The following is a 17,211-nucleotide window of genomic DNA, read 5'->3' on the forward strand; positions in this document are numbered from 1 at the left end:
TTTTTAAAAGGTTAAATTAATACCTACTGAAAGTCCTTTCAATACTGGTCTACCACCAGCAGACAAGCCAGATCCATATAAGTTTTTACTAGGGTCTTGAACTTCAGGATCCCAACCTCTCCATTTTGTCCAAGTAGCTAAGTTTTTAGCACTAACAAATATGCTTAGATCTTCTATTGATAAACTTTCTAAAACCGATTTATTAAAACTATAGCGTAGGTTTACGTCTTGTAAACGCACAAAACTTCTATTTTCATAACGACCGGGAGTAATACCAGGTCTAGAGCTAGATAAGGCATTTAATCCATTTGGGTTTTGTGGCGACCAGTAATCAATACCACTTAGTACATTTCTATGTAGTGTATTAGCATCTCTGTAAAGGGCATTATCATTTTTAGCTATATAACTATCGTCCCCACCTTGTATTGTGTTAAAGAAAAAACTAAAAGACAAGTTTTTGTATTTAAATGTATTTAATAAAGATGCTCTAAAATCTGGATCTTTTGTTCCTAAAAAGGTACGGTCATCGGCCTGAGTAATTTCTCCATCACCATTTTGATCTACAACTTTATACTCTCCTGGATTAAAGCCTCCAACAACGTTTTCTTCTCCAATTTGAACAATACCATCGTTTTCATAGTCGAAGATGGCATTAATAGATTTCCCTATAAAGAGATTACTTTGAATTAAATCATCCTCTTCACCATCACCATCGGCATCTTCGCCAGTAAGCGCAAGAATAACGTTTTTGTTTCTTGAAAAATTAGCTGTTGTAGTCCATGTAAAATCTTCTGTACGTATTATATCTCCTGTAATAGAAATTTCTATACCTGTATTTTTAATAGTACCGACATTGGTTTGAATTTCATCAAAACCAGTTAGATAAGGAATTCGAACAGCGAATAATAAATCGTCTGTTATATTTCTATAGGTATCTACAGAACCTCTTATTCTATTAGAAAGCATTGAGAAATCGACACCAACATTTAAACCTTTAGTTTTTTCCCATCGTAAATCAGGGTTTGCTAAAGAGTTTAATTCTTGGCCAAAAGCTGTACTCGAACCATCTCCAAAAACATAAGAAGCTCTTGTCCCAATTCTAGCAAGTGATGAATATCGTTTAGTTTGGTTACCGCTTATACCGTAACTAACTCTTGCTTTTAAGCTGTTTATCCAATCTGCATTCTCCAAAAAAGATTCATTAGAAACAATCCAACCTAAAGCTCCAGAAGGGAAATAAGCTGTCTTTTCATTTTCTGCAAAAGCAGAAAAACCATCTCGTCTTATTGTACCTGTTAAAATATAACGATTATCGAACTTGTAGTTTACTCTGGCCATTTGGTAATTTAAAGTTTCGGTATATGCTTCAGAGCTAATTTTAGGAATACTACCTACTCCTAAATCGTTATAACCTAATGATAGTCTATCAAAACCACTAGCGTATGCATTTGTAAGTTCAAATTGACGTTCTAGAGCACCATATAGTAAAGTAGCACTAACATCATGCTTACCAAAAACACGGTTATATTTTAAAATATTATCTAGCGTATAATCTCTATAGAATTTAACTTCTTTACCAGCATCTCCTGTTTCTCCAGCTCCGTATATACTGGCACCATAAGCTTTATCAACCCTGTAATTGTTACCAAAGTTTAAACGATAAGATAAACCTTTAATAAAAGGCAATTGCATTTCAGAATACATGTTTGCAAAAAAGTAATCATGCCTTTCGTAATCTTGGGTATTTGATCCCAAAAACGGATTCGTATCCAACGACCCAGAAGGTGTTGCTACTAAGTTTCCATTTTCATCGTAAGGAGTAAATAAAGGAGCCGCAATAACAAGTTGATACAAATCAGGTTGATCTCCGTCTTTTTTAACAAAAGAACCAAAGGTTTGAATACCAATTTTCCACCAATCTGTAGCATCTGCATCTAAATTAACACGCATACTTCTACGAGAAAAATTATCGTTTTTAACAAAGCCTTCTTGCTCTGTTAAACCTAAAGAAACAAGATAGCTTATTGATTCTGATGCACCTGATACACTAAGAAGATTTTCTTGAATAAAACCACCTTGTGTGCCTTGGTCCCACCAATCGTAATCATTATTATTAAACGTACCTGGGTTATCTAATGATTCTAGTTTTGGATTAAAATTAGCCCCAGAATTGTTACCAAAATAACCTTCGTAGGCAGGGTTGGGTACTGTATAACCGGATTCTTCGGTGAATTCGAACTCATACAATTGTCTATTAAGATAATCAATATATTCGCCTCTTTCCATTGGGCGTAAATCTACTGTAGGCTCAAGAGTCGTATAAGACGATGTCATGTTTACTTTTGCTTTTTGGTTTCTCTTACCGCCTTTGGTTGTTATCAAAATAACACCATTAGCCGCTTGCGCTCCATAAACTGCTGTAGAACTAACATCTTTAAGTACATCAATAGATTCAATATCGTTAGAATTTATAGAAGATAAGGAACCATTGTATTGTATACCATCTAAAATAATAAGAACATCTTTACTACCTCCTAAAGTAACTTGTCCACGTATTTCTATAGAAGGCGTAGAACCAGCACTTGTAACCTGACCAATATTTAAGCCAGGAACAGTACCTTGCAGGCTTTGTACCACGTTTGCATTAGGAGCTTCTTTAAACGCATCAAGATTAGCCCTTGTAACAGCACCTGTTACATCACTTCTTTTTTGAGTACCATAACCAATTACTACAACTTCGTCTAGTAAAGAAATGTCTTCTTTCAGTTGAACGTTAATAGTTTGTTTATTATTAACTGGAATTTCGATAGTCTCAAAACCAATATACGATACTACAATAGTACTAGAGCCATTGGTTTTTATATTATAAACACCATCAAAATTAGTTACAGCTCCTGTTGATGTACCTTTTACAATTATAGTGGCTCCTGGTATGGGTTGGCCATTAACATCGATTACTTTTCCAGACACGGTTATATTCTGGCCAATTACAGTAAAAATGCCCAGTCCAAAAAAGATCATAAATAGACCCCTTCTTTTATCAGACAGAGAAAAGCATTTCAATAATTTTTTCATAAGTTTAATTATTAGTTAGTTTGAATTAAGTTTTTGTAACCGTGCTGTTATAAAAAAGAGGACAAAATATTAATCGAGAGAAACCGTATTAATATGGTCGTAAACCTAAAATATATACAACAGCACAACATTACAAGTGTAAAAATAACACTTACATATATACTAGGCAAGGTATAAATTGGTTAAAAACCACCCCTAAAATGACTCTTTTCAGAAACTAAAACTTAAAAAAACCAATAATATCAACGGGTTACATGGCTTTCCATATTCATTTAACTTATATTAAATTTAAAGTTTTATATGACCATATTCCTTTGCTTGTTCTTGAAAAAGCCTTAAGTTTGAGAACAGAATTAACGATCTTTACTATGAAAGTAATTTTTAAAAAGAGAAATACTAATGAATATATTCGGAATTTAGTTTTAAACTTCATCTTTTTTTTCATTTGTAGTGTTCCACTATTTGGTCAAGATTCAACACAAAACTATAATTCTATAGACGAAATTTTAACTTTTCATTTACTAGATGTAGAAAGTGGTTTATCTCATAATGTTGTAAACAATATTGAACAAGATTCTCTAGGTTTTATTTGGGTGGGCACCATAGAAGGGTTAAACCGATATGACGGTACTAGGTTTTCTAAATTTAAAAAAGATTACAAAAACCCAGAACATAGCCTAAATAATAATCATGTTTCCCATATAGAAATTGATCGTGGTGGTAATGTATTAATTTCTACCGACGAAGGCCTAAACACCTACAACACTAAACATGAAACTTTCAAAGCTTATCAACAAAATCACAAAAAATTAGCTGCCCCCATTAGCTCGTTTGCTATTGGTCCCAATAGAGAACTTATTTTAGGAACTTCTAATAAAGATTGGGGTTTAAGGTTTATGGATAAAAATGGAAAACTTACAACGCTAAGTCATGAACTTCATAATGAAAATTCCATATCGTCAAACTATATTTCAAAACTCCTTGTGCAAGGGGATTCTATCTTATGGATTGGCACAAGTAACTCTGGGTTAAACAAATACAACTACCATACAAAAAAAATAACACGAATACCTAGTGGAAATAACAGCCTCATTTCTTCGGCAGATATACACACGCTATATAATGATAATGCAGGGAACCTTTGGATAGGCGGCTCTAATGGTTTACAAATAATAACTGTTAAAGGAGATACATTAAGCTTAAAATCATCATTAAATTATGGTCAAGGGCTTAGTGATGGTAACGTACTGTCTTTTCAAGAAGACAACCAAAACAACATGTGGATTGGTACGCGTAACGGCGGTCTTAACATTCTAAATATACCTACCTTTCTATCACAACACAAACTTTCTATAAAATGGTTTCTACCAAAAAGTGATGGCTCTAGTGTTTATAATAGAACTATATCATCTATTAAAAAAGATAGAGATGGTAATATGTGGTTGGGTACAAGCACCGGTTTAAATTTTGTTAATCCTAATGGTGAACCCGTAAAGCGTTTTCAAAAAAATGTTGATAATCCCGATGGTTTAGCCCATGACAGAATTGGAGCATTTGCACAAAAAAGGGATGGCAAAATTTGGATAGGCACCGATGGTGGCGGCCTTAACCTATTTAATCCTAGTACAGGCAAGTTTTCTAACATTAAACACGAACCTAACAACAAGCATAGCCTTAGTAATGATTATATAATTGCCTTATTAGATGACTCAAAAAACAGACTTTGGGTTGGCACTTATGGAGGCGGGTTAAATAAAAGAAACTCAAAAACAGGTAAATACACACATTATCTAGAAGGTACCATAGAAGATGGTAACGACGTTAGAAAAATATATGAAGATGGCCGTGGCCAAATCTGGATTGGTACCAACCGTGGAGGCTTATATAGGTACATTGAGGCAAAGGACACATTTGAATACATTGAAAGCTTAGGTAAAATAGATATAAGAGATATAACCTGTGACGAAAAAGGCTTTTTATGGCTTGCTACCTACGGCGACGGTGTTTTAAAATACAACCCTAAAAACGAAACCTCGGTAGCTTACAATATGAAAAACACCGATGGCATGACAAGTGATGTTATCTTTTGTCTACTACATTTAAATAATGGAGATATACTATGTGGAACTCGCTTTGGAGGATTAATTCGGCTGACCCCTAAAACCTTTAAAGCGGTTAGTTTTACTGAGAATGATGGACTTAGTAACAACACCGTGAGTAGTATAATTATTGAAAACGAAATGAGTATTTGGATAGGTACTTTTAATGGTATAAGTTACTATAATCCCAATACAAATACTATAGAAAACCTAAATACATTTAACAATATACAACGCAGCGAATTTAATGTTGGAGCCGTACTAAAAAGCCATAATGGCTACTTGTACTTTGGAGGGAATAAGGGTTTCAATATGTTTAATCCTGAAACACTTGAAAGTAGCATACCTACCTCCCATTCTATTGTATTTGAAAACATACAGGTACTAAATAAAAAAGTTAGAGTAGCCCCTAACACTAAAAATGCCATATTACAAGAGTCCATTTCCTACCAAAACAATATTACGTTACCACACAACCAAAGCCTGTTTTCAATAAATTTTGCAGTATTAAAATATCCAATTGCCAACAATATTAACTACTCTTATATTTTAGAAGGCTACCACAAACATTGGATAGAAAATAACAGTAACGGTACCGCGAATTTAAGTAATATTCCGCCCGGTAATTACACCTTAAAAGTAAAAGCAAAATTAGGTTCAGGTAAAGAAGTATCCAACCAATTACTAGTCACCATTACACCTCCTTTTTGGAAAACAATTCCAGCCTATATTTTATACATATTACTAAGCGCTAGTTCCATTTACTTGGCTTTAAAGTATTATACCAAACATTTAAAACTAAAAAACTCTTTACTTTTTGAAAAAAAACAACGTCAATTAGAACAAGATTTTAATAAAGAAAGAATTCGTTTTTTTACAAGTTTCTCGCACGAATTACGAACTCCATTAACTTTAATATTAGGTCCTGTTGATGATATGCTCCAAGAGCTTCACAACAAAAAGCATCTAGATAGTATGCGCTTAATAAAGAAGAATGCTACCTACTTATTTCAATCTATTAATAAATTATTAGAATTTAGAAAATCGGAAATAGGCTTAAGCGATTTGGTGGTAAACAAATACAACCTGCCCCCCATACTAAAACAATTGGTAGAAAATTATGTTTTAATGGCTCAAAAAAAAGGCATAAATCTAACATATTCTATACCTGAAGATAATTTTATTGCTTGGTTTGATCTTGAAAAAATTCAAATTATAGTTAATAACTTACTATCTAATGCCATAAAACACTCAACAGCAAAAGGAACCATTAACGTAACCTTAAGTTACGACGAATATTACCTCAAAATTATAGTTGAAGATAACGGTTCTGGCATTCACCCAGACGATTTCAGTCATATTTTCGAGTGGTACTATCAATCCAAATCATTACCAAGAAAAAAAGGTTCTGGGATAGGCTTAGCACTTTCAAAAAACTTTGCCGAATTACACAAAGGCCAATTAAACGTTGAGAGTAAAATTGGAATAGGCTCTACCTTTAGCTTAATAATACCAAGAGATGAGTCTATATTTATTAATAAACCCATAAATAAAGATGTAAAACAAGCTTTGGAAGAAGTAGAAATATCTCCTTTAAATCCTTGGGCTCCCGCTTCTGAAAAAATTACTGAAGAAAAAAAGAAAATTAACGTAACCATAGACGAAGACAAATTAGTGGTGTTAGTTATTGATGACAACCCCGATATTCTTCAATATTTAGAAGGTGTCTTAGAAAAGAAATATGATATTATTTATGCTAAAAACGGACAAGAAGGCATAGAAAATGCACTTAAATATGTTCCAGATTTAATTATTTCTGATATTATGATGCCTAAAAAAAGTGGTATAGACCTCTGCGAGGTTTTAAAAAATGAAACCACTACCACACATATTCCTATTATATTATTATCAGCTAAAAGTAATGAAGAAAGCATTAAAGAAGGCTATGAAACTGGTGCTGACGATTATATTATAAAGCCATTTAACAGCCAAATTCTTTTGGCTCGAGTGAAAAATTTAATTGATGGTCGTAAATCCTTAAGAAAGTATTTCTTAGAGCAAGAAGAGCCTATACACTCCATTTCTCAAGATCAATCTAAACTGCTTGATAAGGAAAAAGCCTTTTTAAGAAAACTAGAAACTATTATTTTAAAAAGTATTAAATCTGGAAAAGCCAATGTAAAAGATATTACCAATGAAATGGGTATGAGTAGAACCCCTCTTTTTAGAAAAATTAAAGCTATAACAGGAAAAAACATTAATGAATATATTACTATGGTGAAGTTAAAAAAGGCCGCTTCGCTTATAAAAAATGAAGATTACTCCATTTCTGAAGCTGCTTTCGAGGTAGGCTACAACAGTCCGAAATACTTTAGACAACTGTTTAAAAAGCAGTTTGGCACAGTACCTTCCCAATACAAAAAGTAAAGCTTATAAAATAAAAATGCGCATTAACAAATGCGCATTTTACATACCTAGATTAAATAAAAACTAAATAACCATCAATTATTCTGCATTATATACCGCATACCTACCTCTAATCCAGACAATTCTGCAAGACCTTTTAATCTGCCTATTAACGGGTAACCTGGGTTCGATTTTCTATTAAAATCATCTAACATTTTATGCCCATGATCTGGCCTAATAGGCATATTATAATCTAGCCTGCCACATGCTTTTCTTCGTATTTGCTCTTTTATTATTTTTTTCATAACAGAAGCTAGGTTTACACTTTCATCCAAATGCTCTGCTTCATAAAAGTCTCCATTATCCAATATTTTTGTGCTTCTTAAGTGTAAAAAATGAATTCTATCTGCAAATTTTTCAAATATATTAGGGAGATTATTGTCTTTACGAGCGCCTAATGAACCTGTACAAAACGTAATGCCATTATTTAACGACGGGCATGCTTTCGTTAGCCATTCAAAATCTTCAGGAGCACTCATAATACGTGGTAATCCTAACAACGGAAATGGAGGATCATCTGGATGTACTGCTAAATTAACCCCATGTTTCTCTGCCGTTGGTATCACTTCATTTAAAAAGTAAGCAAAGTTTTCACGTAATTTTGCTTTATCTATACCATCATACTCCGCTAATAGTTCTAAAAATAGTTTAACAGGCTCTTTTTCATCTTCGCCTACGGCACCATCAATAAAAGATTGCGTAACCACAATAATATTGTAGGCTATATCTTGTATATCTTTTTTACTCAAGGTTTTGTAAATAGCTTCGGCCGCTGTTATTTGTACCTCAGTATAATCGTTTAAAGCTTGTGGTCTATTTAGAATATAAATATCAAAGGCAGCAAACAAATCGGATTGATAATACATAGCTTCCGTGCCATTTGGCAAGGTGTAACTTAAGCTTGTTCGTGCCCAATCTAATACAGGCATAAAATTATAGCAAATAGTTGTTATTCCGCATTCACCAAGATTCTTTACGCTTTCTTTATAGTTTTTTATGATCGCATCTCGCGTGGGATTCCCTTTTTTTATGTCTTCACTTACAGGTAAACTTTCCACAACATCCCACGTTAGGCCGTAAGACTCAATATTGGTTTTAGTTTTTAATATTTCGTCTACAGCCCAAACCTCTCCATTAGGAATATGGTGTAATGCTGTAACAATACCTTTAGCTCCCGTTTGCGCAATTTGTGCTAAACTTATGGGGTCGTTTTTACCAAACCACCTTAATGCTTTCTTTAGTTCCATTTTACTTAGTTTTAAACACCACTAAAAGAACTGAAACCACCATCAATAGGAATAATAGTTCCGGTTATAAAACTAGCAGCATCAGAACATAAAAAGTGAACCATTCCGTTTAATTCATTTATATCGCCAAAACGTTTCATAGGTGTTCTAGCCAATACTTTTTTACTTCTTTCGGTATACGATCCATCGTCATTAATTAAGACTTTTCTATTTTGATCGCCAATAAAAAATCCTGGAGAGATCGCATTTACACGTACCTTTTCACCAAATTTAGTCCCCAATTCCATGGCAAGCCATTTTGTAAAAATATCGATACCACTTTTGGCAACCGAATATCCAGGAACTCGAGTTATAGCGCTCAGCGTTGCCATTGACGAGACATTAATAATACTTCCTTTACCGTTATTTGCCATAGCTTCACCAAATACTAAACATGGATAAACTGTACCATTTAAGTTAAGATTAGTAACTTTTTCAAAATCTTCAATCTTCATATCAAATACGGTTTGCTCTTCAGTAAGTGTGGCTCCAGGCAGGTTTCCTCCTGCTGCATTAATTAGAATATCTATACTTCCCCAAGCATCAAGAATTTTGGCTCTAGTTAATTTCATTTCCTCTACATCTAATACGTTAGATACAAAGCCAATAACCTGTCCTCCTAGAGCTTCTAACTCCGCTACACGCGTGTTTACATTTTCTTTGCGTATGTCTAATACAACAACTTTACACCCTGCTTTTATCAAATGTTTTGAAATACTTCCACCTAAAACACCTCCACCACCGGTGACTATGGCTACTTTATTGATTATGTTAAAAAAAACATCATTCATAATTTAATTATCTTTTATCAATTTAATTCTTCTTATTAATTTAAAACTTGCTCAGGTTTAATTATGAAAACAGTCCTAATTAAGAGCAAATTTTAGTTTAACAAATAAAGCTAAACTTAGCTATATTAATGGAGTATAAATCGACCAAAATTAGGGAATAAACTGACTTTTAATTTTATCAAGTCCCTAAATTCCTAACTTTAAAAAATAAATAAGTATTCTTTTTACAATTTATATTGACCACCATTCGACTTTAATAAAATAATGTTCCAACATATAAAACAGAAAACAATCTTATCCTAATTTAATTAAAGTACTAAAAAAACAAACCTTTATATTGAAATCAAAAATCAATAACCATATCAAACGCCTCATCAGCATCTTTTCTCATGAAATTAGCTTGATAAAGCATAGTTATTGTAACCGAAGAATGCCAATATAGTTTTTGAAGCACTTAAATAGGGATTTTATCACCATAAATATAGCCTAAACTATGGTGAACAATATCCATAGACATTTTTTTATCTATACCTACTTCCCCGGCAACAAGCTCTAACTTGCTATTGAAGTTTCTCGTAGGTGTTTTTATTCTTGTTCTTGCTCCCTTTTTATCATTTAAATTAACGCCTTCTAGTTCACTTAGAATTTTAGTAACTTTATCGGGAATCTCCAAAAAGACTAATTTGTTGTTCTTAGCCAAGCGGTAATGTAAACGCTCGTCATAAAAATCTGCCCACTTTAATTGTAATACAGCACTTATACGAATTTCTGCAAAATAAAAACTAATTAACTATGTATATAAAGCGTATTCTTGAGCTAGTGTTAAACCTGTTAAATTCTCCAAAGTTTTTATTTCTTCTCTATCCAATCGAATCTTTTTAGTTTCGGGAAACTTAATTTGAAATTTCCTTTTCCAAAAGGCTAAGATGCCTTCTTTATGATGCTTTTACTTATTTCCAAATTATAAATAGTTATTGGATGTAGATTTTTTGAATTTGTTCGTTTAACTAAAAAAGGTGTTACCGAGGCCATAATTATTTATTTTAAAATTATAGATAGAATTCTGAGTATTTATACGTTGCTAATATATTCTTTGATATTAATTGATTTCAAATAGTACGCTCTAAATCCATAACTCAAAAGACACGTTAGTAATTATATCCTTAAGAAATACAATATTGAATACATCCCCGTCAAGAATAATACCCCCTTTATTTTCGGCTAACTCTTTAATACCTAATTTTCATTTGGGGTTACAACTCCATAACCTTTAGAATCATATCCATGAATTCTATTATTTGGAGACAATTCCTAGAATAATTATAAACACATTAAATAAAAAAAACCTTCAACAAAAAGTTGAAGGCTAAAATAATTTTAAGACTTTTAACCAAATTAAGGGCGGTTCGTTAATTTAAAAATGACTAACTCAAAACACGAAAACCAGGTCTTATACATTATTTTATTGCAACGGTTTAAAGACAATCTCATAAGATTGCGCATCTTTTAGGACTTTTTTGGTGAAATTTTGAATATCTCCCTTGGTTATGGCATTCACTATATTTTCAAAATTTTCAGGATCATTGATATCATATCCTTCTCTGTAAAAAGTTATCAGCCAGCTCATATCATAACTATTATAGTCTTTTTGCTGCTTTCGTTCTTTAATATAATTAGTAAGTGTTTTATCTAAATCTACCTGTTGTATTTCACCGTTTGCTATTTTATTTATTTCTTGATAAACTATATCAATTAAAGTTTCAGCCTTATCTGGATTACAATCAAAACTCACAGAAATTACAGCTTTCTCAGTGGGTCTTTTAGAAACACTTGCACCCGCACTTGCCCCATACGTCCCTCCTTCTTCTTCTCTTAACGTTTCTGTAAATCGTAACTGTAAGATACTACCTAATGCACTGGCTACTAAAGATTCTTTAAGACTATACTTGTAGTCGTTCTTAAAAGTAATTCTAACTGATGCTTTAGGATCTTCCATTGTTAAAAAAACATCTTTATCAATGCTATTTTTCTTCCATGCAGTCGAATTATCGGTCCAGTTTTCTCTGCTCTCGTTTGTAGGTATACTTGCTATATATTTTTCTAGTAAAGGTTTTAATACTTCACTTTTTAAATCTCCAACTATAAAAAACTCAAAATCGGCGGCATTTGCAAACCTGCTTTTATAAATAGACTTTATTTTATCAAATGAAATTTCTTCGATAAAAGCATCGTTAAATATTCTATGTTTCGGGTTATTTTCTCCATACAAAGTAACCACCATACTGTCCTTCATTTTTTCATTAAGGTCCTCACTTCTTCTAGTTTGATAGTTCTTTACATTTTGCATAATCACATCGTAACCTTCGGGGTCGAAACGTGGTTTAACAAAACGTAGATATACCATTTGTAACATAGTTTCTACATCTTTTGTAACAGATGCACCTTGAACGCTTTCAGTTAAATTATTAAGTGATATAGAAGCGCTAGCTGTTTTTCCTGCTAAAATTTTAGGTAAATCTGTTGCTGAATAATCTCCTAATCCTGAATATTGAATAACATTACCTAGTAAATTTGCAGACGGCAAATCGGAATCATCTAATAATGAAAGCCCTCCATAACTGATCGCTTTTAACTTTACATTATTTTTATTTTTATCGGCAAATTTGTAATGTACTTTTATGCCGTTACTTAATGTGTATGTTGTGGATTCTAACAATTTATTTTCTTTAACATTACTGATGCTTCCTGCTTGTATTTCTACACCTGTTATTAATGTTTTTCCTCCAAAATCATCTTTGTGTTCTACTAAAGCATTATCATTTTCAACTTTATTAATAATTTTTAATGCGTCTTCTTTTGTTAAATTATCCTGTCCTTTTACACCTGTAACAAGTAAAAATCTATTGCTTTTTTTGTATAGTTTTTTTATTGTGCTATGAAGCTCGCTCTTATCCAATGTGCTAAAAATTGATTTTATTAGCTCATACTCCTTACTAATGTCTGTTATAGTTGTATTGTTTAAATAGTTTTCTTTTATAATGGAAACAATAGCAGCATGAGACATATCGTCTTCATTAATAATTTTGTTTTCGTAATAATTTTTAAACTCTATAATAGTTCGCTCTATTTCTGATTCGGTAAAACCAAATTTAACTGCTCTAACAACTTCGGATAGTATTGATGTAAATGCCGCTTGCTGCTGTTCTGGCTTAGGAGAAACGGATATATTGAATACATTTGATGTTCGTGCTTGTTGAGAATAGCTTATTCTTGCGCCTAAAAATGTAGCATCAGATTTTACAGAAAGCTCTGTTAATCTTTTAGATAGCATGTGAGTTACCATACTATTTAGTAGAGATTCTTTTAAACGACCAACAGTTGCTTTTTCTAATGATTTTGGATGCCTAATACCTAAAGCTATAGATGACGTTGTAATTTCATCATCCATAGATAAAGCATACAACATCTCTTCGTTATCTGGAATTTCAACATTAACTCTTTCAAGAGGATTATCAACGGCAGGAATTCCAGAAAATAATGCCTTTATTTTTGCTTCAATTTCATCAACATCAATATCACCTACGATAGCTATAGCTTGCAAGTCTGTTCTGTACCAATCATGATAAAAATCATGCAACTGTTTGTATTTAAAATTATCCACAATGTCCATTAGACCAATAGGCAATCTATGTGCATAAATACTATTATTAAACATAGTTGAAAGCGATTGTTGCAATATACGCATAGAGCCATTTTGACGTGTTCTCCACTCTTCTTTTATAACCCCTCGTTCGGCATCTACTTCTTCGTCCGTGAGCGATAAATAATTAGACCAATCATGTAATATTAACAACCCTGTATCTATAAGCTCAGGAGTTGTTGGAATGTTATTTATATTGTACACGGTTTCATCAAAGCCTGTATATGCATTAATATCTCTCCCAAAGACTAAGCCATGTTTTTGTAATGTATCTAAGACGCCTTTTCCTTTGAAGTTCTTGGTACCATTAAATGCCATATGCTCCAAAAAATGAGCTAATCCGCGTTGGTTCTCTTTCTCTAAAACAGATCCTACATTTTGAATTATATAATAACTTGCTACGCCTTTAGTTACATCCGTATTTTTTAAATAATAGGTCATTCCGTTAGCTAAAACCCCTTTTTTAATACTTTGATTTACCGGTAGTGTATCATTTAAGTTTAGGTTTTGTGCTGTACCTATAAAACTTATTGTACATAATAATAGAAATGCTATTTTTTTCATTTTAAATATTTTTAATTTTGGTGTCTTCTAATTAATGTAACCGCTCCACCGGCAGCTATTAAAAAAGGTATAAGTCCTAAGAGCACAATTTTTAGCCATAATATACCATCTCTACTTACTAAAATCCTTGTATCAATGGCTTTTTTTCGTCCAGTTGAAACGGGATATTCATTATTGCTAAACCACTTAAACAATCGCAATGCAAAAGACGTGTTAACATTCTTTGGCGTGTTTCTACTGGCTTGTGCATTACTCATAAAATCGGCATCGCCAAGTATCATGATTTTTTGTTCTTTTAAATTTTCTATTTTTCTTTTTAATTCAATAGCAACAGGCACTTCCACTCGTTTATCGTTTATACTATCAAAAACTATTTTTTCGTTATTTAAATCAAAAGGAGCTATCCTATTCCACGTATTCTTTTTATTACTTACCAATATTGGTGTTACCTCAAAATTGGTAGAATCTGCGTATGAAATCCCCATAGCTCTAGGGCTTACAACAACAGCGTCTTCGTAAAATTTAAACCTAGAAACTGAGTCTTGTTTTGCAAATTGACTCTGTACCAAATCCAATTCAAAATTCTCACTCTCTTGTAACAATACGCCTCCCATAAAAGAAACCCCTAATTTATTTATTATAGGATTGAGTAATCCTTGCTTTTCTGGTTCGCCTGCGAGTAACATATTACCTCCCGCATCAATGTAATTATGTATTTTCTCTAAATCTATATTAGAATACGAATACTTAGGATCTGCCAAAACTAAGACATCCAATTCTAAGGAAATTTCATCTATTTCTTTAAGGTTTATATCAACAACATCAAACCCTGAATTGATGAGTGAGCCTCTAACATTTAACCCTTTTGTAATAAATTTGTAGGAGTCGTCTCCGTTTTTATAAACATCACGTTCTCCATGACCTTTTAAAACTCCAACAACACCTGGTTTTTGCATCAATCTTTTTAAAGTTGATGAAATGTCTTTTTCATTTGGATACACAAAAATATCATCGAACATGCGAAGTGGTATTGTTTGCTCTCCATAGTCTATAAACCGAACGAAGCGATTGTCTTCTGCTTTTAAATCTATTTGTTTTTGAATTTGTTCTGGAGGCAAGACTTTATCAAAATCTATATGATGTACTTTGGCTGCTTTTTTAGCAAGTTCCTGCAAGGTTTTAGTGGTATCTAAATGTGGAACGGTATCATAATAATAAACATAATCCATGGTCATTTCAGGAATAAACCTACGATACATTTCAAAACTATTTAAATCTTTAATTCTGTTTTTAGGTGCTCCAAATTGTACCGAATAATGTAATAAATTCACATAATTAGTTATATGTATAGGATGCTCTAATTGCTTAATAATATCTTGAGATGTTTTCGTAAGCGTTCTATCTTTAAAGCGAGTGCTATCAAAATACTGATTTACCGTTGGCAGTGATGTAATATAGCCTATCGCTATTACCGACAAAATTAAAATACTATAGTTTGCTGTTTTTACTAATACTGATTTGGTTTTACGTTCAAAATTAAGTTTTAAAATACTCAATGTTAAAAACAAACAGATTACTAATAAAAAGTAGATTACATCTTTAGTTCCAATTAATCCGTTTACAAAGTAATTTGTTCTTCCGCTAATCGATAACCAATAAGTAATTTCTCTAATAAAATCATAAGATTGCCCTACGCTACCTATAAAATTAAAAAGTGCTAAAACAGCTAAAGTACTTATTGCAGCTACCACTTGATAATTAGTTAAACAAGACATAAATAGCCCTATAGCTGCATATGCACACATTAATAAATATATTCCAAAAATCCCCCCTAAAACAAAAGGAATATCAATGGCCTCTATTGAAATAACACCTACAATTATAAAGCTAGAAAGCATGATAGCTAACAGTAAATTATAGACCATCATTGAGAGAAACTTACCTAAAACAATTTCTTTTACCGTTACAGGCGAAGAATATAGTAATTTAATGGAACCGCTATTTGTTTCCTTACTCATTAATCCCATGGTTAACAAAGGAATATATAAGTATAAATGACTTTGTACTACGGCCAATATACCATCGTCTCCAGCAAACAAAATTTTAGTAAGTACACTAAGTGGACGCCCTAATTGTTGGTTAGTTTCATACTTATAAAGTAGTTCTGTAAAGGTTAACCCCGTTTGAACAAAAAAGATGATAAGTACAAACCAAGCAATTGGAGAATAGAACATTAAACTGAGTTCTAACTTTGCTATTTTTTGTATTTTTTTCATCCGTTTACGTAATTTTGTTTCTTAGATAGTTGTGCGAAAATAGCATCTAACGAACTTTTTTCAAGTTGAATTTCTGAAAGCTCCCAACCATTTTCTAAACTTAATTTAATGATTGTTTTAGTGATTTCCGGACCAACAGAAAACGTTAATCGAATACTGTTAGCTGTTAAAAATTGTACATCGGTAATTCCTTCAATCTTCATTAATGCTTCAACAGAAGGCGGATTCTCCATAGTAACTAAAACAGTGTCAGGCTTAATATAATTATTAAAAGCATCCATACTATCTTGAAAAACAGTTTCACCATGCTCTATCATCACTATAGTATCGCAGGTGGCTTGCACTTCAGATAATATATGTGTAGATAATATTACAGCTCGGTCTTCGGCAATATTCTTTATTAACCCTCGTACTTCAGTGATCTGATTTGGGTCTAAACCATTTGTTGGTTCATCTAAAACTACCAACTTAGGGTTATGAATAATAGCTTGTGCAATTCCTACACGCTGCTGATATCCTCCTGATAAATTCTTTAAAACACGTTTACTAAAGTGCGTAATTCCGCACTTATTTTTAGCTATCTCAACCGCTTCCTTAATATTTTTTGAAGGAATCGATCTCATGTGCGCACAATGTATCAAATACTCATCTACTGTTAACTCAAAATGTAAAGGCGCTTTTTGAGGTAAAAAACCAATAAGCTTTTTTGCTTCTACAGGGTTTTCTCTAATATCGATTCCATCAATAAGTGCAGTGCCTTCTGTTTGATTTATAACGCCGCATAAAATATTCATGGTAGTAGATTTTCCTGCTCCATTAGATCCTAATAATCCTAATATTCCACGGTTTTTAATTTCAAAATTAATATCTTTTATTGCCCAATCTTTACTATATCTATGAGATAAGTTTTGAATTTTGGCTATGCTATTTTCCATTATTTTATAGTATTAACAA

The 17,211-nt window shown here is 32.4% G+C and carries 8 protein-coding genes; 1 reads left to right on the forward strand and 7 read right to left on the reverse strand.

The features are described from left to right. Window positions 1–3 precede the first annotated feature (3 nt). Window positions 4–2,970, reverse strand: coding sequence for a SusC/RagA family TonB-linked outer membrane protein (locus QWY92_RS19360; protein WP_290274764.1), 2,967 nt, complete (start codon window positions 2,968–2,970; stop codon window positions 4–6). A 473-nt stretch (window positions 2,971–3,443) separates the two neighbouring features. Here QWY92_RS19360 and QWY92_RS19365 point away from each other — a divergent pair, with 473 nt between their 5' ends. Next, the gene (locus QWY92_RS19365; RefSeq protein ID WP_290274767.1) at window positions 3,444–7,601 is read left to right on the forward strand and encodes a hybrid sensor histidine kinase/response regulator transcription factor; all 4,158 of its coding nucleotides are present in this window, start codon (window positions 3,444–3,446) and stop codon (window positions 7,599–7,601) included. A 74-nt stretch (window positions 7,602–7,675) separates the two neighbouring features. Here the strand turns inward: QWY92_RS19365 and uxuA are convergent, their stop codons facing one another. The 6 genes from uxuA to QWY92_RS19395 all read right to left on the reverse strand — a co-directional run bounded on the left by uxuA (window position 7,676) and on the right by QWY92_RS19395 (window position 17,192). Further along, window positions 7,676–8,887, reverse strand: coding sequence for a mannonate dehydratase (gene uxuA, locus QWY92_RS19370; protein ID WP_290274769.1), 1,212 nt, complete (start codon window positions 8,885–8,887; stop codon window positions 7,676–7,678). An 11-nt stretch (window positions 8,888–8,898) separates the two neighbouring features. Then, on the reverse strand, window positions 8,899–9,717 hold the full coding sequence (locus QWY92_RS19375; RefSeq protein ID WP_290274772.1) for an SDR family oxidoreductase: 819 nt from the start codon (window positions 9,715–9,717) through the stop codon (window positions 8,899–8,901). 454 nt (window positions 9,718–10,171) lie between these two features. Continuing rightward, a complete protein-coding gene (locus QWY92_RS19380; protein ID WP_290274775.1) occupies window positions 10,172–10,417 on the reverse strand; it encodes a hypothetical protein in 246 nt (81 codons plus the stop codon). A gap of 762 nt (window positions 10,418–11,179) precedes the next feature. After that, window positions 11,180–13,981 carry a M16 family metallopeptidase gene (locus QWY92_RS19385; RefSeq protein ID WP_290274778.1) on the reverse strand — a complete coding sequence of 934 codons (2,802 nt, stop codon included), beginning with the start codon at window positions 13,979–13,981 and terminating at the stop codon, window positions 11,180–11,182. Between the two features lie 11 nt (window positions 13,982–13,992). Further along, window positions 13,993–16,257 (reverse strand): Gldg family protein, encoded by a 2,265-nt coding sequence (locus QWY92_RS19390; RefSeq protein ID WP_290274781.1) that lies wholly within the window; start codon window positions 16,255–16,257, stop codon window positions 13,993–13,995. Continuing rightward, window positions 16,254–17,192 (reverse strand): ABC transporter ATP-binding protein, encoded by a 939-nt coding sequence (locus QWY92_RS19395; RefSeq protein WP_290274784.1) that lies wholly within the window; start codon window positions 17,190–17,192, stop codon window positions 16,254–16,256. Before QWY92_RS19395 ends, QWY92_RS19390 begins: the two co-directional genes overlap by 4 nt. Window positions 17,193–17,211 lie beyond the last annotated feature (19 nt).

This window comes from Algibacter miyuki, from assembly GCF_030409805.1.
GTDB lineage: Bacteria > Bacteroidota > Bacteroidia > Flavobacteriales > Flavobacteriaceae > Algibacter > Algibacter miyuki.

Bases quoted from the DNA above. Each gene is read 5' to 3' on its own strand.
- QWY92_RS19390 (WP_290274781.1), bottom strand. From the start codon at position 16,257: ATGAAAAAAATACAAAAAATAGCAAAGTTAGAACTCAGTTTAATGTTC.
- QWY92_RS19385 (WP_290274778.1), bottom strand. From the start codon at position 13,981: ATGAAAAAAATAGCATTTCTATTATTATGTACAATAAGTTTTATAGGT.
- QWY92_RS19375 (WP_290274772.1), bottom strand. From the start codon at position 9,717: ATGAATGATGTTTTTTTTAACATAATCAATAAAGTAGCCATAGTCACC.
- QWY92_RS19365 (WP_290274767.1), top strand. From the start codon at position 3,444: ATGAAAGTAATTTTTAAAAAGAGAAATACTAATGAATATATTCGGAAT.
- QWY92_RS19395 (WP_290274784.1), bottom strand. From the start codon at position 17,192: ATGGAAAATAGCATAGCCAAAATTCAAAACTTATCTCATAGATATAGT.
- uxuA (WP_290274769.1), bottom strand. From the start codon at position 8,887: ATGGAACTAAAGAAAGCATTAAGGTGGTTTGGTAAAAACGACCCCATA.